Raw genomic sequence first — 20,048 nt, 5'->3', positions numbered from 1 at the left:
ATGGCCCGCCCGGACGACGCATGACCGACTCACGCCCAGCGGCGTCGCACACCACCCTCGGGACGGCGTTCGTCCTGTTGTGGTGTACGGGCTACATCGCCGGCAAGCTGATGGTGGCGCACGCGGCGCCGATGACCGCGCTGGTCTGGCGCTTCGGCGTGGCTGGGCTGGTGTTTGCCGCGCTCGCGCTCGCCGCGCGAGCCCCTTGGGGGAACGCGCGATCGGTCCTGCACAGCGCCGTGACCGGCGTCTTGATGCTCGCGCTTCAGTTCGGCGGCGTGTATCTGGCCTTGTCCTGGGATGCGAGCGCCGGCGTCGCGGCGCTGGTCATCGGCACGATGCCGATGGTAGTGGCGGTGCTGGCGGTGGCCGGCGGCGACGAGCGTCTGGCACCGGTGCAATGGGCGGGCTTGCTGCTCGGCGTGGCAGGCGTTGCGTTGGTGGTCGCCGACAGAATCGACGGCACGACCGAATGGGCCGCATGGCTTGCGCTGCTCGCCGGACTGGCGGGCATCAGCTTTGGCACGGTGTATCAGAAGCGGCATGCCTCGCAGGGCGATCTGCGGGCGGGCCTGGCGGTACAGAATCTTGCGGCGACGGCGGTCTTGCTGCCCGGTGCGCTGTGGCTCGAAGGGTTCCGCTTCGCGCACGCATCCGGCTTCTACCTGCCGATGCTGTGGACCGTCGTCGTCAACTCGCTGGGTGGGTTCGCGCTGTTGTTCGTGCTGATCCGTCGCGGCGCGGCCACGCGGGTCGCCGCATTGTTCTTCCTGATGCCGCCGGTGACCGCACTGTTCGGCAGCTGGACCCTCGGCGAGCATCTCACCGCGCTCAAGCTCGGCGGCTTCGCACTCGCTGCAGTCGGCGTGTGGCTGGTGACGCGACCCACTTCCCACGCAGCACGTTAGCCCGCGCGGATACCTGCGGCGGCGCGTTCCGCGATCATGATCACCGCTGCGTTGGTATTGCCGCCTGGCAATGCCGGCATCACCGAGGCGTCGATGACGCGCAGCCCCTCGACGCCATGCACGCGCAGTTGCGGATCGACCACAGCCGTATCGTCGACGCCCATGCGGCAGGTGCCGACCGGGTGGTAGACCGACTCGGCTTTCGCGCGGACGAAGTCGGCCAGTTCGGCATCGGTCAGATCGTTGCGCGCGGGGAAGATCGGCGCGCCGCGGATGCCGTCGAATGCGGCCTGCGACAGGATCGTGCGCGAGATCCGCGCACATTCGACCATCATCTTCAGATCGAAGCCGTCCGCATCGCTGAGGTAGTTCGCCTCGATGCGCGCCTTGTCGCTGATGCGGTTGCTCACCAGGGTCACACGGCCGCGGCTGCGCGGGCGCAGGAAACAGGCATGCAGGGTATAGCCGTCGCCGGCCAGGCGGTTGCGTCCGTGGTCGTCGAGCATCGCCGGGACGAAATGGCACTGGATGTCGGCGCGATCGTCGGGCGCGAGCGGCGAACGGTAGAAGCCGCCGGCTTCGGCAATGTTGCTGGTGCCGGGACCGCGACGGCCGCGGGCGAAGTAGTCCCACGCGATCGCGACATCGCTGGCGCGGTCGTAGGTGATGCGCTGGGTCGCATGGAACAGCGTGCAGATGTCGAGATGGTCCTGCAGATTGCCGCCAACGCCGGGCGCATCGTGCACGACCTTCAGACCCTGTCGACGCAGATCGCTCGCCGGGCCGATCCCTGAGAGCATCAGCAGCTGCGGCGTGTTGATCGCACCGCCGCACAACAGCACCTCGCGCGTCGCCGGCTGGTGGAACGCACCGCGCGCGGTCGAATAGACCACGCCGGTCGCGCGGCCGTGTTCGAACGTCACGCGGCTGGCAAGCGCGCCGGTCTGGATCGTCAGGTTCGGGCGCGCCCGGGTGTCGCGATCGAGATACGCGGTCGCGGCCGAGCACCGCGCGCCATCGCGCTGGGTGACCTGGTACAGACCGACGCCCTGCTGCCGTGGCCCATTGAAATCATCGTTCGCCGGCAAGCCCGCCTGCTGCGCGGCCTCGACGAACATGCGCGAGACCGGATTGACGTAGCGCAGGTCGGACACCGTCAGCGGCCCGTCACTGCCATGCAGCGCATCGCTGCCGCGCGTGTTGCCTTCGCTGCTGCGGAACCACGGCAACACCTCGTCCCACGACCAGCCTTCGGCGCCCTGCGCGGCCCAGTCGTCGTAATCCGCCGGTACGCCGCGGATGTAGCACATGGCGTTGATCGAACTCGACCCGCCAAGCACCTTGCCGCGCGGCCACCACAGGGTGCGCCCGTCGAGCTGCGGCTCGGGCGCAGTGTCGTAGTCCCAGTTCACGCCCTTGCGGTTGACCAGCTTCGCAATGCCCGCAGGCATATGGAGGAAGGGGTGCGTGTCGTTGGGCCCCGCTTCGAGCAGCAGTACACGCACGTCGGGATCGGCGCTGAGCCGGTGGGCGAGCACGCAGCCGGCGGAACCGGCGCCGACGATGATGTAGTCGTAGACGGGAGCAGGGCGGGGAGGCATCGCGGCACGGTAGGCAAGGGGGCTAGAGCATATGCTCCGCGCATCGGACCGTGCTGGCCATGTGCTGGTCGCCATCATGGCGTTGCGTTAACGTGCCGCGTCCGCCAGGAGCCCGCCATGCGCCCCCCCGTCATGACGCCGCCACGCCCGCGGCTGCGCGCCGCGCTGGCGGAGTCGCCGCCGCTGTGGTGGGCACTGCTGTATTTCTTCTGCCTGCTGTGCGGCTATTACGTGCTGCGCCCGGTGCGCGATGCGATGGGGGCATCGTCGGATGCGTCGGCGGTGTTCCCGACCTTTCTGCTGGACTGGGCCGCAACGCGCGGCATTGCGCTGGGCGAGTTCACGCTGCAGGTGCTCTTCAGCGCCACCTTCGTGGTGATGCTGCTGCTGCAGCCGCTGTACGGCGCACTGGTGTCGCGCTTTCCGCGGCGGGTGTTCCTGCCGGTGGTCTATCTGATCTTCATCGTCTGCCTGGTGGGATTCCGCTGGGCCTTCGAGACAAACCTGTCTGGGCGCGGCGCGCTGTTCTTCATCTGGATCGCGGTCTTTAACCTGTTCGCGGTGACCGTGTTCTGGAGCTTCATGGCCGATGTCTTCGACAACGAGCATGCCAAGCGCTACTACGGCTACATCGGCGCGGGTGGGACCATCGGCGCATTCGTCGGGCCGTTCATCACCACGATGCTGGTAGGCCGGATCGGCGTGGCGAACCTGACGCTGGTGTCGGTCGGCTTTCTGTGCGTGTGCCTGCTGTGCATCCTCAAGCTACGCAGCTGGGCGCGGCGCAACGAGGCGACGCGGGCCGAGCAGGGCGAGCAGGCGATCGGTGGCTCGATCTGGGCGGGCCTGAAGCTCATCGCCGCCGATCCCCTGCTGCGCGGCCTGGCGATGCTGATGTTCTTCGGCGTCGGTGTCGGCACGCTGCTCTACAACGAGCAGGCCGCGATCGTCCGCCAGTACTACCCGACCGCCGAGGCGGCGACGCGCTACTACTCGATCATCGACTGGGCGGTCGCCAGCCTGACGATCCTGGTGCAGTTGCTGCTGACGCGCTGGTTGCTGCGCCGTTATGGCGTGGCGCCGCTGTTGCTGCTGCCGGCGGTGGCGATCCTGATCGGCTTCGCGCTGTTGTCGGCATCGCCGCTGCCGCTGCTGATCGCGACTGTGCAGGTGATGACCCGCGCCAGCGAGTTCTCGCTGGCCAAGCCGGCGCGCGAAACGCTGTACACCCGGGTCAGTCGCGAATCGCGCTACAAGGCCAAGGCGGTCATCGACACTGCCGTGTATCGGGGCGGCGACGTCACCTTCGTCTGGGTGCACAAGGCGCTGTCGGCGCTGGGGTCGCAGGTGGTGTTCGTCGCCGGTATCGGCATCGCGTTGGGCATGACCTTCGGCGCATGGCGGGTGATCCGCGCCGAGCGCAGGCTGCCGGAACAACCGGCACCGGGCCGGCCTCCGGAGCACAGCCATGGCAAGCCGTCGTGAGTTCATCGCCCACAGCCTGACCGCCGCGGCGCTCGCGGCGTTTCCCGTCTCCGTTTTCGCATCGACCGGGCGCGCCGTGCGCCCGTTGAAACTGCTGGTGCTGGGCGGCACCGGTTTTCTCGGCCCGCACTTCGTCGAGCGCGCGCATGCGCGCGGTCACACGCTGACCCTGTTCAATCGCGGACGCAGCCATCCCGAGCGCTTCGACGGTACGCCGCTGGCAGGCATCGAACAGCTGCGCGGAGATCGCAAGGACGATCTCGCTGCGCTCGAAGGCGACCGCCGCTGGGACGCGGTGCTCGACACCTCGGCGTACTTCCCGGACGACGTGGCGCGCAGCGCGACGCTACTCGCCGGGCGTATCGGCCGCTACCAGATCATTTCGTCGATCTCGGTCTACGCCCGCAACGACATCGCCAATGACGAGGACAGCTCGCTGGCGACGCTCGACGATCCCACCACCCGCACGATCACGGGCGAGACCTACGGCGGGCTTAAGGCGGCCTGCGAGCGCGCTGCGCAGACCGCATTGCCGGACCGCACATCAGTGGTGCGACCGGGACTGATCGTCGGGCCGGGCGATCCGACCGATCGCTTCACGTACTGGCCTGCGCGCGCCGATCGCGGTGGCGAGATCGCTGCGCCCGGCGCGCCCGGAAATCCGACACAGTGCATCGACGTGCGCGACCTGGCGACCTTCCTGCTGCATCTGATCGAACGGGACACGACCGGCGTGTTCAATGCCGACGCAGCGCCCGGCACGCTCGACATGGGGCGTCTGCTCGACAGCTGCCTGCGGCAGGCAAAGGCAGCAGGCGGTGCGTCGGATGCCCGGCTGACATGGTTGCCTGCCGACTTTCTCGAAGCGCAGAACGTCAAGGCGTGGTCGGACATGCCGGTGTGGATCGCGCCTGCCGGCGATTACGCCGGCTTCGGCCGGACACGCGTCGATCGCGCGATGGCGGCTGGCCTCACCTACCGCCCGATCGACGACACCGTGCGCGACACGCTGGTCTGGTGGCGGGACCAGCCGGCCGAACGCCGCGCCGCGCTCAAGTCGGGACTGACGCCGCAACGCGAGGCAGAGGTGCTGGCTGCATGGCACGCGCGCAGCCTCTGAAGGTGCGTCTGTAGGAGCGCGCTCGCGCGCGATGGGGCATTCAAGCAGCGCACCATCGCGGCGCAGATGCGCCTTACCGTCGAAGCTCAGCGCACTGCGGCCGCGGTAAACAGCATCGCGCCAACAAGGAACGTCACGCTCAACCTGTGCACCAGCGGATGGCGAACGCGCAGCCAGACGAACTGCAGGACCAACCGCAGCCACCAGAAACCGGCCATGCCGGCGAGCACGGCGCGTCCGAGCGGCGTGGCTGCCAGCTCGGCGGGCATCACGAAGCAGAGCAGGGCGACCGCGCCGAACACCCACACCAGCTGCGCATTCGCGATCTGCACGATCGCGCGGTTGGGCCGCGTCGTCGCCATCAGCGTGCGCGGCCAGTCGAACAGCCGCCAGAAGCCGAGATGGAACAGTGCGAAGGCCGCGCTGTGCAGTCCGCAGGCGAGGATCAGCCAGTCCGATGCGATGCGCATCTATGCGTGCTCAAGCGCGGCGCATGCTGCGCGGCAGGGCCCGCATCGCGATCCGCGCGTGCAATACGACTTGGCCGATTGACTCGCAGCGCAACGCATCGACCGGCCGCGTGTCGCATACATCGCCCGGTTCTGGTGCAGCGCCGCTTTGCCAGCGGCGTCGCCCACGGTGATGCGAACCGTGACGTCTGCAAAGCCAACGCGCTCGGTGGCGGACGAGGCGGCAGGCCGGACATCGCCAGCGCAAGCCGGGCAGTGGAGGCGGCGTGTGCGAAACGGCTGCAGCAGCGCTTTCATGGCATCGCACCTGATGCAAGGCACTGGCTTGGAATCCCGGATACGACAACGGCGGGACTGGCCCGCCGTTGTCGGTGTCACGTCGCGCGTGTCGCTCAGGCCGCTTCGCGCGACGCGCTCGAAGGCTGGGTCGGCGCGCGATAACCCGCCGAACGCAGTTCCTCGGTGTCGAAGTCATCGACGGTGATCGCGTCCAGCGTCAGCTCACGCAGTTCCACCAGCAACGCGCGCTCCTCGGCAGTGATATGGCCTTCGCGCACGGCTTCGTCCAGTTGTGCGTCGTAGTCCAGCGCCTCGATGCCCTTGCTCTTCATCGCCTTGAGGAACTTGCGCTCCACCGGCTCGGCCGCGATCGCCTTGGCGAGATAGCTGTCGATACGGCCGCCCGGGTTGTTTTCGCACGGCGTCATGTACACGCCATCGGCCAGACGCGAACGGGCTTCGTTGGGTGCCATCAGCAGCGCTGCAACGCGACGCGACAGACGATCGCCTGGCGCCTCGGCGCGACGGCCCCACGGGAAGATCAGCAGCCACATCAACCAGCCGACCGGACGGATCGGGAAGTTGCGAAGGGCCGCCGACAGCGCGAGTTCGATCTTGTGCACGCTGTCGTGGAAGGCCCACGCCAGAAGCGGCTGGTCGGCCTGCGGCGCGCCTTCATCGTGATAGCGCTTGAGCATCGCGCTGGTCATGTAGACATGGCTCAGCACGTCGCCGAGGCGACCCGACAGCGATTCCTTGAATTTCAGCTTGCCGCCGAGCGTCAGCATCGACACGTCGGCCATCAGCGCCAGGTTCGCGGAATAGCGATCGAGCTTGCGGAAGTAGCGGCGGGTGTAATCGTCGCCGGGAGCCGAACCGATTTTTGCGCCGGTGAGGCCGAACCAGAACGAACGCACGGCATTGGAGATCGCAAAGCCGATGTGGCCGAACAGGTTGCGGTCGAATTCCTCGAGTCCGCGCTGCGCGTCCGGATCCTGCGCCGCCTTCATTTCCTTCATGACCCACGGGTGGCACAGGATCGCGCCCTGACCGAAGATCAGCAGGCTGCGCGTCATGATGTTCGCGCCTTCGACCGTGATCGCGATCGGCGCAGCCTGCCAACTGCGGCCGGCGAAGTTCTTCGGGCCGAGGATGATGCCCTTGCCGCCAACGACGTCCATGACGTCACTGATGACTTCGCGGCTCATTGAGGTGCAGTGGTACTTGGCGATCGCGGATGGCACCGACGGCACATCGCCGCGATCGACAGCGGCCGCAGTCGCCTGCGACAGCGCGCTGATCATGTAGGCCTTGCCGCCGATACGCGCGAGTGCTTCCTCGACGCCCTCGAAACGGCCGACCGACAGACCGAACTGCTTGCGGATGCGCGCATACGCACCGGTCACGACCGCGCCGGCCTTCGCGCCGCCCGAGGCGGTGGAGGGCAAGGTGATCGAGCGACCGACGGCGAGGCATTCGTTGAGCATGTTCCAGCCCTTGCCCGCCATTTCCGCGCCGCCAATCAGCTGGCTCAACGGGATGAAGACATCCTTGCCGTGGATGGGCCCGTTCTGGAACGGCGAGTTGAGCGGGAAATGGCGACGGCCGATTTCCACGCCCGGCGTCTCGCGCGGCAGGAGCGCCAGGGTGATGCCGATGTCTTGGGTGTCGCCGATCAGGCCGTCCGGGTCGTACATGCGGAATGCAAGGCCGACCAGCGTCGCTACCGGCGCCAGCGTGATGTAGCGCTTGTCGAAGGTCAGGCGCACGCCGAGCACGTTCGCGCCGTTCCATTCGCCCTTGCAGACGATGCCGTAGTCGGGAATCGAGGTCGCGTCGGAACCCGCGAACGGACCGGTCAGGCCGAAACAAGGCACTTCCTGGCCGATCGCGAGGCGCGGCAGATAGTGATCCTTCTGCTCCTTGGTGCCGTAATGGTTGAGCAGTTCGCCGGGGCCCAGCGAGTTCGGCACGCCGACCGTCGAGCTGACCACGCTCGACATCGAGGCCAGCTTCTGGATCACCTTGTGGTGCGCCAGCGCCGAGAACCCGAGGCCGCCGTACTCCTTCGGAATGATCATGCCGAAGAACTTGTTGACCTTGATGTAGTCCCACAGCTCCGGCGGCAGATCGGCGTGGACGTGGGTGATTTCCCAGTCGTTGATCATGCTGCAGAGTTCTTCGACGGGGCCGTCCAGGAACGCCTGCTCTTCAGCGGTGAGCTGCGGCTTGGGATAGTCGAGCAGCTTCTGCCAATCGGGATCGCCGGTGAACAGCTCGCCTTCGAAACCGACCGAACCGGTTTCAAGCGCGATGCGTTCGGTCTGCGACAGCGGCGGCAGCACCTTGCGGAAGAACTTCAGCAAGGGCGTGGTGATCAGCGATTTGCGTACCGGCGCAATCAGCAATGGGACCGCGATGGCCGCGACCAGCAGCGCGGCGATCAGAGTGGCGACGCCGTTGGCCCCGAACAGCCGGCAGGCGAGCAACACGGTGAACGTGAGCGCCGCCCAATAGACAAGGCGAAGACGGTGGTAGGCGGCGAAGGCACCCACCAGCAGAAAGGCGAGAAAAGGGATCGCGACGCTCATCATCAACTCCGGGCAATCGGCATTACAGAGAACGGGGCCGGCACGGGGCCGGCTGCACGGGCGGGATCCCGATGCTGACCGTACGGTCGAGTATGGTTGCGGTTTCCAGTGGTGTCAATGCTGCCAGTCGTCCTGTGTCGGGCGCGTCGATACTGTTGCGGATGGATGCGTATGGATAGACTGTCGCGATGAGCAGACCTGCCCCGAAACTCGCGGTGACCGCCCAGCCGGCCGACGCTCCCCCCCCCGAACGTCCAAGCCGCCTGAGCGCCGACGACTGGGCCCAAGCCGCTCTGGATCTGATCGCCGAAACCGGCGTCCAGGCGGTGGCGGTCGAGCCGTTGGCACGAAGGCTCGGTGTCACCAAGGGCAGCTTCTATTGGCACTTTCCGTCGCGCGATGCGCTGCTGCAGGCTGCGCTCGAGCGCTGGGAAAACGTCGAGCAGGAAGCGCTGTTCGGCGCGCTGGAAAAAGTGCCGGACGCACGCGAGCGTTTGCGCGCGCTGTTCCATATGGTCGCGCGCGAATACAAGTCCCACGTGATCTACAGCGCCTTGCTCAAGGCGCAGGACCGCCCGACCGTGCAGCCGGTGATCGAGCGCGTCTCCAAGCGCCGCCTCGACTACCTCACCGCCTCGTTCCGTCAGGCCGGACTCGGCCGAGAAGATGCCCAGCATCGCGCGCGCCTGACCTACGCTGCCTATGTCGGTTTTCTGCAGCTCAATCTGCAACTTCACCAGGCGCGGATGCAGCAGGATGAGTTCGATGCTTACGTCGAGCATCTCGCGCAGACGCTGGTTCCGGTCTGACTCCAGTCGCTCTTCTTGTGCCACGGACGCGTCCGTTTCTGCTGGCGCCCGAGACAGGCTGGCTCTCCGAATGCAAGCCGCCGAAGTCCGCTGCTAGCGCGCAGATTTCGTCGGCGGATGACAGAAGCGTGCAGGCTCCTTGCTGCTGATATTCACGGCATCAGGAGCAAGGCGGCTGCGTCGTACGGCCTCCCGCACACCCTTCAGCTGCAGTCGATCTCTGCATCCTCGAGCATCGTCCTGAGAGGCCCGAGCTGGCGCTCGTAGTGCTTCCAGCGCGCGAGCGCGGTGGTGTACATCGGCGCGCGAACCTGTACGGCACTCGCTGTCGTGACTGGCGTAACGTTCTTTTCAAACGACAGGCAGGCATCGTCCCAGTCGAGACCGCAGTGGCCGATGATCGCCCGACTACTCTGTTCCTGCTCCATGACGAGCCTTTCGTACTGCACCTCGAGAATCCGGCCGGGAAAAACGTGCCGCCAATGGGACATCAGCCTGTCAAAAAGAATGAAGTAGTGGCCGGTATCGAGAAGATCGTAGGAATAATCAAAGTAAGGTGATTCTGGTCCGAAGAGCTGCCTGAAATTGCCGAGGCATGTATCCAAAGGGTGCCGACGGACACAGATGATCTTCGCGCGCGGGAGTGCGCAGGCGATGTAGCCGAGGTAAAGGAAGTTATGCGGAAGCTTGTCGGTGAAGAAGGGGCGTGAGCCGGTGAAGGTACGCGTGCTGGCAACGTAGTCGTCTCCCAGCTTGCGCCAGTCCAGGGCCTCGCCGCTCGCGCGGGCAATATGTTCCGCGTTGAACATCTCGAAGGGGGCGCCGCCGAGTGCGCGCTTCCATACGGACGGGAAATTGTGAAGCTCGCCTGCGGACTGGATAAGTGGATGACTGGATGCGATGCGGTCCACGAGGGTGGTGCCGCTACGCGGCATGCCGACGATGAAGATCGGGTCGTCCGAATCGCTGCCGTCGGTGGTCGTCGGCGAATGCGGGCTCGGAAAGGCGGATGCCAAGGATTCAAACAGCGCTGCGTCCTTTGACCTGGAGTAGCGCAGCATCTGCCGTGGCGCATTCTTCCCCTCTACGCATCGATCGAACGCATTCTCGTAATCGCCGATATCGTCGAGCTCTTTGGCCAGTGCCATATTCAGGAAAGTAGTCGCGGTGACTTTGCCCCGCGCATCGTCGGCAAGCCTCGACAGCCGCTCGAGATGGTTGGACCCCCTGGTCTGCCTGCGAAGCTGGGAGAGCGAGTGGTGGGCACGCCACAGATACGGATTCAAGCCGATGCTGGCCTCGAACTCATGTTCGGCCCCATCGATGTCACCGAGAAACGTCAGCGCCGTTCCCAAGTTGAAACGGATGGCAGCGTCAGCGGGTGCCAGTCGCGCCGCGCGGCGGAACGCATTGGCTGCGCGTTCAAAGGCGTGACACTGTACGAATATGACACCGAGGGTATCGAATTCGTTGGCGTTGTCAGTGTGCAGCAGACGTTCCGCGTGATCGGCTGCATCCAGAGCCGCTTGGTAATCCTGGGAAGAAGCACAGGCTCTCGCCTGCATCAGGCGAAAGTCGGGGCACTGCGGATCCAAGGCGATTGCCTGTTCGAAATGATCCTGCGCATCGCGGACCTGGCGACGCTCAAGAGCAGCCACGCCAGCGATGTAGTGGCCGGCGGGGTTGAATCGATTTCGCTCGATCAGGCTGAGGGCTAGCGAGTGCGCCTCTGGCCAGCGACGCTGCTGCAGCGCAATGGTCGCGTGTCGTTCAAGGCTGCTCGGATCTCCAGATATCTGCATGTTCGATTTGCTTCGGCGTCGGCGTCGGTATCGTGCCGCGGCTGCTCATTATGAAGGATTGACGGCAGCTCCCGTTTGCAGGGCGCAAATAAAACTACAGCCCCTTGCGGGGCTGTAGTTCAAAGCTCAACTGAAATTCTTTGGATCAGAACTTCTGCTGGTAACGCATGTAGATGAAGCGACCGATGTCGTGGCCGCCGTAGAACGCGAAACCGGAGCTCGGCTGCGAGAAGTAGATCGGCGGATCGCGATCGAGCACGTTGTTTGCGCCGATTGCGATACGCGCGTTCCACGGCGCCTGCCAGCTGACCTGCAGGTCGTTGTACGTAACCGAACCGATCTCGTTCTGCGGGACGATAGTGCCCAGGGTATCCGGGGCCTGATAGTTCGGAAGCGAGCAAAGCTCCTCGAAGTAGCAACCTTCCTTCGAGCCCGAGTTGTAGCGCATGCCCCATGTGACCGCGAAATCTTCCAAAGACCAGCTCAGGTTGAGGTTCGACCGGACGCGGAAGCTTCCGCCGAAGCCGTTTGCTTGGCCCGGAACCGCCTCGACGTCATTGGTCGACTTGATCTCGTAGAAGCTCACGTAGGTTGTCGCCCAACGCGCGTCGAACCGGCCAAAATCGGTGCTGAGGCCATAGTTCACGTCAAGGTCATAACCCTCGGTCTCTGCATAGCCCGCGTTGCGGCCGCCGTACTGGAGTTCGGCAACGATATTGCCTAGGCTCGGATCACGCGAGAATAGGGCGCACCGGCTCTCGATGAGACCGACATAGCAGTCGCTCAGGATGGTGTTGGGGGCGTCTGCAACGATCGTGTTTTCGATGCGGATGTTCCACCAGTCCAGCGCGACGCTCAGGCCTTGCACGTAGTTGGGGTTGTAGACCAAGCCAAGGGTCTTGGAGACCGAGGTTTCCGGTTCCAAGAGCGGGTTGGAACCCGACGTGAAAGCGACCGGCGTCTGCGCACCGGGCGTGGTCGTTGGGACGAAGCCCTGCTGCAACTGGCGATAGCCGACAGGCACATCCTGGAGGCAGCGCGGCGATCCCGCCGCGACGCCGTAGACCGTATCGCATGGGTCACGGAAACCAGTGGTGAACGTGTCACTTGTACCGCCGAACAGGTCGCCGATCGTCGGTGCTCGGAAGCCTTCCGACCAAGTGCCGCGGACCAAGAGATCCTCGATCGGACGCCACTTGAAGCCGGCCTTGCTGTTCGTGGTATCGCCGAAGGTGTCGAAATCCGAATAACGGCTGGCGACGTTGAACGAAAGTTCTTGGGCAAATGCAACGTCAGCCAAGACCGGGATGTTCAACTCCGCGTAGACCTCGTCCAGCGAGTAGGCGCCATAGGTCGGGCCGGACGCGAGGTTGGTGGAATCACCCGACTGCGCGATGGCATCCGGCGTAAATCCGCCCTCTTCCTTGCGATGCTCGACGCCCACGGCGAATCCGAGATCGCCGGCCGGCAGGGTGAACAGCGAGCCCGCCAGGTTTGCGAAGAAGTTGTTGGTCTCGGTCCTGCCGAGCGCCTGCTCCTGCTTGAACAGGTAGGCCTGCACCGCGGGATCGGCAAGCGAATTCGCCACTGCGCCGGTGCCGAAACCAGCAAAGGGGTTCCACGGCACGCAGCCGGCGATTTCTGCGCCAGGCGTACCGCAAACTACCTGACCCTGGGCGTTCACGAACGATGGGCCTACGGCGCGGCGGACGTTCGGAATGAAGAAGTTGCCGTTATTGATGATGGTCAGGTCGTTTTCGTTGTACATGTAGCCGGCGTCCCAGTCGAAGAACCGGTCACCGATTTCGAACGAACCCTGCAGGGCGGCAGCGAAACGCCAAGTGGTCTGGTCCGTCGCCGTGGTGCGCGGCACTTCCCAGCCGCGGCGACGCCAGTTGACCGGGTCGGCGCCGCCGGTCGGGTTGAAATAGCTGTCGACGGACATCGGCGCGCCAATCACCGTCGACTGGGTCGGATAGCCCGCGATCTGGCGGTCGGACGAGCGCTTGGTGTACGACATGTCGGCAGTGAAGCGGACGTTGTCAGTCAGATCGTAGTTGACATTGGTGAACAACGAGCGGCGTTCGAGCGGCGTCATGACATGCATCTGGTCAGACGGCTTGCTGGTGTCGCTGGCGTTCTGGTCATGCCACACGCCGGGCCCGAGTGCGGAACTACCGCGATCGGGGGCCTGCCAGGGCCCGGTGCTGCCGACGGGGCGCCAGTTGCCCCACTGGCCGACTACCGTGGTGCTGTACTGCGGATAGCCGGGATAGGAATCGTTCGAGAAAAAGCGATCGCGCGCCCAGACTTCATCTTCGGTGTGGGACTCGGCGCCGATCGTGATCGATCCACGCTCGCCGGCCATACCGATCACGAAGTCGAAGCTCTTCTTCGCACCATCGCCATCATCGTACTGGCCGAAGTACGCGTTTGCTTCCGCGCCTTCAAAATTGGTGCGCGTGATGATGTTGATCACGCCGGCCATGGCATCGGAGCCGTAGATGGAAGACGCGCCATCCTTCAGGATGTCGATGCGTTCGACCATCGCGGTTGGAATGGTGGACACATCCTGGAAACCATCCGGGCTGATGCCCAGGCGTTTGCCGTTGACGAGCACCAGAGTGCGCTGGGCGCCCAGGTTGCGCAGGTCGATGTACTGGCCGCCGGCCTCCTGATTCGAGGTCAGCGGCGAGGTGCGGCTGAAGGTCGGGGAGCCAGCCGACGGGATGTTCTGCAGAATGTCCGCAACCGTGTTGAAGCCACCGGCCTGGATCTGGTCACGGTTGATCGTGGTGATCGGCTGGGCAGTTTCGACGTCGACCTGACGGATGCGCGAACCTGTCACTTCGATGCGGTCGAGGGTGGTTGCGTCGGTGGTCTGTGCCGACACGGTGCCCACCGCGCCAAACGATGCGGTGCTGACGAGCGCAAACGTGATCGCGTCACGCAGCTTCGTGGTTTTCAAGGTCATCTCTCTCTCCAACGAGTGTCTTGGGAAAATCCCGGTGACCCGGCCGTCGTCGTCAAGTTGGACGCCAAGAACGGCAAGGTTGGATGATCCTAGCGCTCTCTGTACGAAAATTAAAGAGTCGTTAACAAAAAGATTGGACCTTGTGAAAGTATTTTGCTAATCGAGCCTGCGACACACTTTAATGAATACGCGTACCGGATCGGACCCGCGGGGCGACGAGGACTCCGTTAAGTCCTGTCTGAGAAATGCAAAGATTTCAGAGAGGTTGAGACCGCTGCGCTGGGAGCAGTGAGCAAATCGCTGCTCCAAATGGAGTCTTTGCAACGCGCAGCGTTTCGTTTGCACACTGCAGCGAGTTGAGCGGCCGCTATAGATCCTGCTGATACCGGATATACGGCACCGCGCCCTCGTCGTCCGCGTTCTCAGTCATCTTCGAGAACGGATTCTTGCCGCGGGTGATCACGTTGTCGGCGCCGACCGTGAGCTGGCCGCTCCACGGGGTGCGCCAGCTGACGCCGAGGCCCACGCCTTCCCATTTCGGGAGGCCTGGGGTGTCGACGACTTGGCCGACAATGTTGGCGCTGAAGCGACCGATGCCGCCGCCGACGCTGAGGCTGCGGCTGGTCCAGTGGTCGTTGAGCGTAGCGGGCGCCGCGGATGTCGGAATCAGCGTCGCTTTGGCCAAGGTGCCGGCAAGCGAGACGTAGGCATCGTCACCGATGTCCTTCTTGGCGAAGACGGTCAGGTCATTGAGATCAACCTGTCCGGCCGAACCGGCGCGGGACGGGCTGAGAAAACTGGGAAGCGTGTCACGACCTTCGCCGAGCGTCAGACCGACACCGCCGCCAGGGCGGCTCATGCTGGCTGTGGCGCTCGCGCGACGTGCGCCGGGCGTGGTATCGCCCACAGAGGCCAGCTGGCAATTGCGCGCCAGGCTGCTGACGGCGCCGTTGAAGCTGCTTCCGGGACTGCACAACAGAGCCAGCGAGCTGCCGGATTCAAGACCGAATGCAGCGTCGAACTGGCTTTCACCAAAGCGCCAGCGGCGGCTCGACTGGCTGGCGGTGGTGGGTTCGAGGACCAGGAAGGCCTCGACCTTGCCGGATGTGTCGAGCACGGGCAGCACGGTCTGGTTGCGTTTTTCCTGCGCGGCCGCGCCCGAGGCCGCCGTGAGGGCAAGGCCGAGGGCAAGTACAAGGCGTGTGACAGGCAATCGCATGGCGGTTGTGACCCGGGCCCCGCCCGGAAGTTCCCCTATCGTCGATCCAGAACTCTAGAACATTTATATTTCTTTAACAATCAGGCTCCGAGGTCCAATCGCGCTACTGCAACCGATTCGACACTTCGACGTCGCCCCCGGGTGTTTCGAGCAACCGATCGATCTCTTCGGCACCGAATCGGTAGGACTGTCCACAGAACTCGCAGATCACTTCGGCCTCCCCATCGACGACCGAAGCGCGGGCCTCTTCGGCACCGAGCGACACCAGCATTTCCTCCACGCGTCCCCGTGAGCAGGAACAGCCGAACGCCAGTGGCCGTTCCCCGAGCAACTGCGGCGCGTCTTCCGGAAACAGTCGCGAAAGCAGCGTCTCGGTGGGCCATCGAAGCAGCTCCGCTGTCGACAAGGTGTCAAACAGCAGGCTGGCGCGATTCCAGCCGTCGCCGTCGCCCTCGTCGCCCGGCAACTTCTGCAGCATCAGGCCGGCGGCCTCGTCGCCGTCGACCGTCAACAGCACGCGTGTGGGCAGCTGCTCGGACTGGCGGAAATAGTCCTCGAACGCGCCAGAGAGCGACTCGGCCGTCAGCGCCACCAGACCCTGATAGCGGTTGGGCTCGCGATGCGGGGAGGGGTTCTCGATCGTGATCGCCAGCAGCGCGTCGTCACCGAGCGCGCGCAGATCGCGGGAGACGTCCGCGCCGTCACCGTCGAAGCGGGCGATGCCGCGGATCGTGCCGGCGGCCGTGCATTCGGCGAACAGGGTGCGCATCGGGCCTGGCGCGCGCAGTTGCACCGACAGGCGGCCGTCGACCTTGGCGTGACCGGTAAACAGTGCCGATGCCACGCAGGCTTCGCCCAGCATCTCTTCGATCGCCGGCGGGTAGGGCCCGTTCGCGCGCACGGCCTGCCAAGCCTCGCGTAGATGGACGCGCACGCCGCGCACGCCAGCGGTCTGCAGCAGGAAGCGGGACAGGCGGTCGCTGTCGGGCTGAGCGGTGTCGGTCATATCGGCTCGCGAAGGGATTTCGATTGGCGGCGTCGAGGGCGACCGATAGAGTGGCCGCCATGGAACAACCGGCTCTCCGACATGGGGACGGCACTGCCGTCCCGCAAGCACGCCCCTCGTTCGCCCGCCGCTGGTTGCGCCGGCTGTTGTGGCTGGGCGTCCTGCTCGCCGTGCTGCCGGTGTTGCAGGTACTGGCGCTGCGTTTCATCGATCCGCCGTTCTCGAGCTTCATGGCGATCCGGCAGGCCGAGGCCTGGATCGGCGGAGAGCGCGATTTTGACCTGTATTACCAATGGCGTGATCTGGATCAGATCGCGTCTTCGCTGCCGGTCTCGGTGATCGCGGCCGAGGACCAGAATTTCGCCAAGCACCGCGGATTCGATCTGGACGCGATCGAGCAGGCGCGCGCGCACAACGCGAGCGGCGGACGCATGCGCGGCGCCAGCACGATCAGCCAGCAGGCTGCGAAAAACCTGTTTCTCTGGGGCGGACGCAGCTGGGTGCGAAAGGGTCTGGAGGCGTACTACACGCTGTTGATGGAAACGCTGTGGCCGAAGACGCGGATCCTCGAGGTCTACGTCAACGTGGCCGAGTTCGGCGATGGCGTCTATGGCGCGCAGGCCGCGGCGAAACGCCATTTCGGCAAGGACGCGGGTCAGTTGAACGCGGGTGAGAGCGCGCGACTGGCTGCGGTGCTGCCGAGTCCGCAGCGTTACAGCGCCTCGCAGCCTGGGCCTTACGTGCAGAGACGCGCGCAATGGATCCAGCGCAACGCGCGCCAGATCGGCGGCGAGTCGTATCTGGAGACGCTCAAGTGAGCGGGCACGACCAGCTGACCATCGTCGTTGCAGCGTTCGACGAGGCCCATGCGCTACCGGTCCTGCATCCGCGCATCGCGGCGGTGATGGAGACGCTCGCCGCAGATGGCATCGAAGCGCGTGTGCTGTATGTCGACGACGGCAGTGGTGATGCGACCTGGCAGGTGCTGCAAGGCATCGCGGCAGGAGATGCGCGCGTGGCGCTGCTGCGGCTGTCGCGTAATTTCGGCAAGGAAGTCGCGCTGACCGCAGGGCTGGATATGGTGACCGAGGGCGCGGCGATGATCCTCGATGCCGATGGGCAGGATCCACCGGAGCTGATTCCGCAGTTCGTTGCGCACTGGCGCGACGGCTATGACGACGTGCACGGCACGCGCATGAGCCGCGAAGGTGAAAGCTGGCTCAAGCGGTCGACCGCGCATCTGTTCTATCGGGTGATCCAGCGTCTGGCGAAGACGCCGGTGCCGGCTGACACAGGCGACTACCGGCTGCTGTCGCCGCGCGCGCTCGATGCGCTGCGCCAGTTGCGCGAGCGGCATCGTTTCATGAAAGGGCTCTTCGGCTGGATCGGATTCAACCGCATCGCCGTGCCGTATGCGCGCGAGCGGCGTATCGCGGGAAACACGAAGTTCGGGTTTTGGCGCCTGTGGAATTTCGCGCTGGACGGCGTGACGAGTTTTTCGACCGCGCCCTTGCGCCTGGCGACCTACGTCGGCGTGTTCACCGCGTGCGGGGCGATCGCATTTGCGCTCTACGTGATCGGAAAGGCCTGGATGTATGGAGACCGCGTTGCAGGTTGGCCGACGATGATGGCGGTGATCCTGTTCCTGGGCGCCGTACAGCTGGTCGCGCTGGGCGTGATCGGCGAATACCTGGGACGCTTGTACGAGGAATCCAAACAGCGTCCGCTCTATCTCGTAAGCGCCTGGCGGCCCGCGCAGGGGCCTGGCGCAATGCAGGCACCGCAGGCACCGGCAGACGTCTGACCGCCTATTTCGCGTAGGCCCCGCCGCAGCCGCTGTCTTCGCCGCCCCCGAGTTCCAGCGTGGCCAGCAGCGCCGCCGGCGGCGCGATCGAGCCGAGCGCCAGCGCGACCGCGCCACGCAGGCCGAGTCTGGCGAGGTCGGGGCGGAAACTCGGCGAGGCGAACGTGCCGCCGATCGTCAGCGGCGTGCGCAGCGCAAGAATGCTGCGGTCCTTGGGGCGCGGCCGCAGCAGCAGGCCCAGCTGTTCCTCGCGCAGACTGATCGTGCCCTCGCCAAGGATGATGGTGTCGGTGGTGTCGAACGCGAACGCACGCGTTTCCATCACACCACCCTGCACGCCGAAGTCCGCAAACGCACAACGCACCGGAATCTGCTTGTCCTTGCCGATCAGGTACTTCAGCGTCTCGTAGATGTCGATACCGGCGAGTTCCACCAGCAGATTACTGACGCGCCCGGCGCCCATGCCGATAGCGACGTCACCGTTCGCGCTGCCGAGCATCGCAGCGACCGAGTTGCCGGTGCCCACGAGAGTGAAGTCGCCGCCGATCCGGCCGACCGCCTCGCCGGCCAGCGTGTCGGGTGGGAAAAGCCCGCCCAGACTGATGCGACGCACGGAGGCCTGAAGACGGGTCTGGATGATGTCCTGGCGCGCATCGAGCCGGATGTTGGACCGGATGTTGCCGCCGGCCATGCCGAAGTTCAGCGGTTCGAGCTGCAGCAGGCCGGCGTCGAGCTTGAGATGCGCGTCCATATCGTCGATCGGCAGATTCGGCGCGTTGATGCGCTGCGCGCGCAGGCGCACGTCGGCATCCATCGAGCGCAGCTTCGCGAGATCGTAGGGCGTGTCCGGCAGCACGCGTCCCTTCGCCGCGAGCGCGCGTTCGCGTTCGACGAGTTCGGGATCCAGGGCGTCACCTTCCGCGTCCGGGGTGCCGCCGATGAAGCCTGCGAGATCGTCGAAGTCGAGACGTTTGGAGACCAGGTCTGCCTTCAGGAACGGGCGTTCGCCGCCGAGCGTGATCGCGGCAGAACCGCCGAGATCGCTCTGGCCGACTTTGCCGGTGAAGCCGTCGTAGTGCCAGGTCGTCGCGTCGCGTGTGAGGCGGCCATCGAGTGCGTAGGGCGGCGTGTCGGGCAGTGCGACGCCGACGAGTGGAAACAGGTCGGCGAGGTTACGGCCAGATAATGCGAACTGCAGGTCGAAGTCGCGCAGCTGGAACGGGGCGATGAGGGAGCCGCGGACGTGCGCGCGGGTTGCGCCGGCGCGCGCACGCAGATCGATGCGGTAAGGCTTGTCGGTGTCCTGCAGCGCCAGCGGCGATTCGGCCACGCCTTCGAGCGTGAACGGATTCTGCGTCCAGGTGCCGCCACCTTCGATTCCGATCGCGGGGGCGGCATCCTCGCCGCGTCGTGATTCGCGACTCGCCAGCCGCACATCGATGTCGGTTCCACCAGGTGCGTCGAGATAGCGCAGTCGTCCGTCTTCGACCCACAGCCGTCGGATCTGCGGCGAAGGTCCCTCGCCCCCATCGCCGAACGCGATGTCCCAGTTGCCGCTGCCGCCTTCGGGGTTGGTCTCCAGACGCAGTATCGGCTTCACGAGCCGGATTTCAGGCAGTCGCACCTGCCGCTTGAACAGCAGCGGGAACACCTCGACCTGAATCTCCAGCCGCTCGACCGAGGCCATGGTCTGCGAGTCGGACCAGTCCGCATTCGAGAACCGCAATGCGTCGGCGCGGACAGTCGTGGTGCGGCCCAGGTCGACGTCGAGGTCGCCGCCAATCACCAGCGTGCGCCCGGTGCGTGCTTCGACGATGCGTTCGACCGGGCCCTTGAACCAGTTCCAGTCCCAGAGCAGCACCAGCAATACGATCGCGACCAGCAGCACGAGGGCGACCACGCGCAGTGGGCGTGACGATGTCAGTCGCTGGAAGCGCGAACGCGGCAATGCGGAAGGTGGGGGCGTGGTCGTCATGGGAG

At 65.3% G+C, this 20,048-nt stretch carries 14 protein-coding genes; 6 read left to right on the top strand and 8 right to left on the bottom strand.

All coding sequences use genetic code 11. The features are described 5' to 3' along the window. Positions 1–20 precede the first annotated feature (20 nt). The gene (locus tag J2W68_RS01630) at positions 21–908 is read left to right on the top strand and encodes a DMT family transporter (protein WP_310232068.1); all 888 of its coding nucleotides are present in this window, start codon (positions 21–23) and stop codon (positions 906–908) included. Here J2W68_RS01630 and J2W68_RS01625 read toward each other — a convergent pair. After that, a complete protein-coding gene (locus tag J2W68_RS01625) occupies positions 905–2,509 on the bottom strand; it encodes a GMC family oxidoreductase (RefSeq protein WP_310232065.1) in 1,605 nt (534 codons plus the stop codon). The genes J2W68_RS01630 and J2W68_RS01625 overlap by 4 nt on opposite strands. Before the next feature lie 117 nt (positions 2,510–2,626). Between J2W68_RS01625 and J2W68_RS01620 the strand changes: the two genes are divergently transcribed. Together J2W68_RS01620 and J2W68_RS01615 are read left to right on the top strand one after the other, a co-directional pair. Continuing rightward, positions 2,627–3,994 (top strand): NTP/NDP exchange transporter, encoded by a 1,368-nt coding sequence (locus J2W68_RS01620; RefSeq protein ID WP_310232063.1) that lies wholly within the window; start codon positions 2,627–2,629, stop codon positions 3,992–3,994. Then, positions 3,978–5,114: an NAD-dependent epimerase/dehydratase family protein gene (locus J2W68_RS01615; protein ID WP_310232061.1), complete on the top strand. Its 1,137-nt coding sequence runs from the start codon at positions 3,978–3,980 to the stop codon at positions 5,112–5,114. The genes J2W68_RS01620 and J2W68_RS01615 overlap by 17 nt, the downstream gene beginning before the upstream one ends. 86 nt (positions 5,115–5,200) lie before the next feature. On the opposite strand, the gene J2W68_RS01610 is transcribed toward J2W68_RS01615, so the two are convergent. Both J2W68_RS01610 and J2W68_RS01605 read right to left on the bottom strand, forming a co-directional pair. Next, positions 5,201–5,584 (bottom strand): hypothetical protein, encoded by a 384-nt coding sequence (locus tag J2W68_RS01610; RefSeq protein WP_310232059.1) that lies wholly within the window; start codon positions 5,582–5,584, stop codon positions 5,201–5,203. Between the two features lie 392 nt (positions 5,585–5,976). Further along, positions 5,977–8,454 (bottom strand): acyl-CoA dehydrogenase, encoded by a 2,478-nt coding sequence (locus J2W68_RS01605; protein ID WP_310232056.1) that lies wholly within the window; start codon positions 8,452–8,454, stop codon positions 5,977–5,979. A 188-nt stretch (positions 8,455–8,642) separates the two neighbouring features. Here J2W68_RS01605 and J2W68_RS01600 point away from each other — a divergent pair, with 188 nt between their 5' ends. Then, positions 8,643–9,263 carry a TetR/AcrR family transcriptional regulator gene (locus J2W68_RS01600; RefSeq protein WP_310232054.1) on the top strand — a complete coding sequence of 207 codons (621 nt, stop codon included), beginning with the start codon at positions 8,643–8,645 and terminating at the stop codon, positions 9,261–9,263. A 203-nt stretch (positions 9,264–9,466) separates the two neighbouring features. On the opposite strand, the gene J2W68_RS01595 is transcribed toward J2W68_RS01600, so the two are convergent. The 4 genes from J2W68_RS01595 to J2W68_RS01580 all read right to left on the bottom strand — a co-directional run bounded on the left by J2W68_RS01595 (position 9,467) and on the right by J2W68_RS01580 (position 16,264). Further along, positions 9,467–11,065: a tetratricopeptide repeat-containing sulfotransferase family protein gene (locus tag J2W68_RS01595; RefSeq protein ID WP_310232052.1), complete on the bottom strand. Its 1,599-nt coding sequence runs from the start codon at positions 11,063–11,065 to the stop codon at positions 9,467–9,469. A 145-nt stretch (positions 11,066–11,210) separates the two neighbouring features. Next, positions 11,211–14,039, bottom strand: a complete 2,829-nt coding sequence (locus J2W68_RS01590) for a TonB-dependent receptor (RefSeq protein ID WP_310232050.1) — start codon at positions 14,037–14,039, stop codon at positions 11,211–11,213. Between the two features lie 367 nt (positions 14,040–14,406). After that, the gene (locus J2W68_RS01585; RefSeq protein WP_310232049.1) at positions 14,407–15,258 is read right to left on the bottom strand and encodes a hypothetical protein; all 852 of its coding nucleotides are present in this window, start codon (positions 15,256–15,258) and stop codon (positions 14,407–14,409) included. A 103-nt stretch (positions 15,259–15,361) separates the two neighbouring features. Beyond that, positions 15,362–16,264, bottom strand: coding sequence for an Hsp33 family molecular chaperone HslO (locus J2W68_RS01580; protein WP_310232047.1), 903 nt, complete (start codon positions 16,262–16,264; stop codon positions 15,362–15,364). Between the two features lie 59 nt (positions 16,265–16,323). Between J2W68_RS01580 and mtgA the strand changes: the two genes are divergently transcribed. Beyond that, positions 16,324–17,082 (top strand): monofunctional biosynthetic peptidoglycan transglycosylase, encoded by a 759-nt coding sequence (gene mtgA, locus J2W68_RS01575; RefSeq protein WP_310232044.1) that lies wholly within the window; start codon positions 16,324–16,326, stop codon positions 17,080–17,082. Next, positions 17,079–18,068 (top strand): glycosyltransferase family 2 protein, encoded by a 990-nt coding sequence (locus J2W68_RS01570; protein WP_310232041.1) that lies wholly within the window; start codon positions 17,079–17,081, stop codon positions 18,066–18,068. Before mtgA ends, J2W68_RS01570 begins: the two co-directional genes overlap by 4 nt. A 4-nt stretch (positions 18,069–18,072) precedes the next feature. On the opposite strand, the gene J2W68_RS01565 is transcribed toward J2W68_RS01570, so the two are convergent. Then, entirely contained in the window at positions 18,073–20,043 is a 1,971-nt protein-coding gene (locus J2W68_RS01565) for an AsmA family protein (protein WP_310232038.1), read from the bottom strand. Positions 20,044–20,048 lie beyond the last annotated feature (5 nt).

Origin of the sequence: Luteimonas terrae (assembly GCF_031457535.1) — a bacterium.
GTDB classification, from domain to species: Bacteria; Pseudomonadota; Gammaproteobacteria; order Xanthomonadales; family Xanthomonadaceae; genus Luteimonas; species Luteimonas terrae_A.
Note: the sequence above shows the minus strand (reverse complement) of the source record. Positions and strands in the feature narration are given on the sequence as shown.

What these genes read in the sequence shown, in the direction of transcription:
- J2W68_RS01565 (WP_310232038.1), bottom strand. Translation starts at nt 20,043, where the DNA reads ATGACGACCACGCCCCCACCTTCCGCATTGCCGCGTTCGCGCTTCCAG.
- mtgA (WP_310232044.1), top strand. Translation starts at nt 16,324, where the DNA reads ATGGAACAACCGGCTCTCCGACATGGGGACGGCACTGCCGTCCCGCAA.
- J2W68_RS01585 (WP_310232049.1), bottom strand. Translation starts at nt 15,258, where the DNA reads ATGCGATTGCCTGTCACACGCCTTGTACTTGCCCTCGGCCTTGCCCTC.
- J2W68_RS01625 (WP_310232065.1), bottom strand. Translation starts at nt 2,509, where the DNA reads ATGCCTCCCCGCCCTGCTCCCGTCTACGACTACATCATCGTCGGCGCC.
- J2W68_RS01600 (WP_310232054.1), top strand. Translation starts at nt 8,643, where the DNA reads ATGAGCAGACCTGCCCCGAAACTCGCGGTGACCGCCCAGCCGGCCGAC.
- J2W68_RS01595 (WP_310232052.1), bottom strand. Translation starts at nt 11,065, where the DNA reads ATGCAGATATCTGGAGATCCGAGCAGCCTTGAACGACACGCGACCATT.
- J2W68_RS01580 (WP_310232047.1), bottom strand. Translation starts at nt 16,264, where the DNA reads ATGACCGACACCGCTCAGCCCGACAGCGACCGCCTGTCCCGCTTCCTG.
- J2W68_RS01630 (WP_310232068.1), top strand. Translation starts at nt 21, where the DNA reads ATGACCGACTCACGCCCAGCGGCGTCGCACACCACCCTCGGGACGGCG.
- J2W68_RS01610 (WP_310232059.1), bottom strand. Translation starts at nt 5,584, where the DNA reads ATGCGCATCGCATCGGACTGGCTGATCCTCGCCTGCGGACTGCACAGC.
- J2W68_RS01590 (WP_310232050.1), bottom strand. Translation starts at nt 14,039, where the DNA reads ATGACCTTGAAAACCACGAAGCTGCGTGACGCGATCACGTTTGCGCTC.
- J2W68_RS01615 (WP_310232061.1), top strand. Translation starts at nt 3,978, where the DNA reads ATGGCAAGCCGTCGTGAGTTCATCGCCCACAGCCTGACCGCCGCGGCG.
- J2W68_RS01605 (WP_310232056.1), bottom strand. Translation starts at nt 8,454, where the DNA reads ATGAGCGTCGCGATCCCTTTTCTCGCCTTTCTGCTGGTGGGTGCCTTC.
- J2W68_RS01620 (WP_310232063.1), top strand. Translation starts at nt 2,627, where the DNA reads ATGCGCCCCCCCGTCATGACGCCGCCACGCCCGCGGCTGCGCGCCGCG.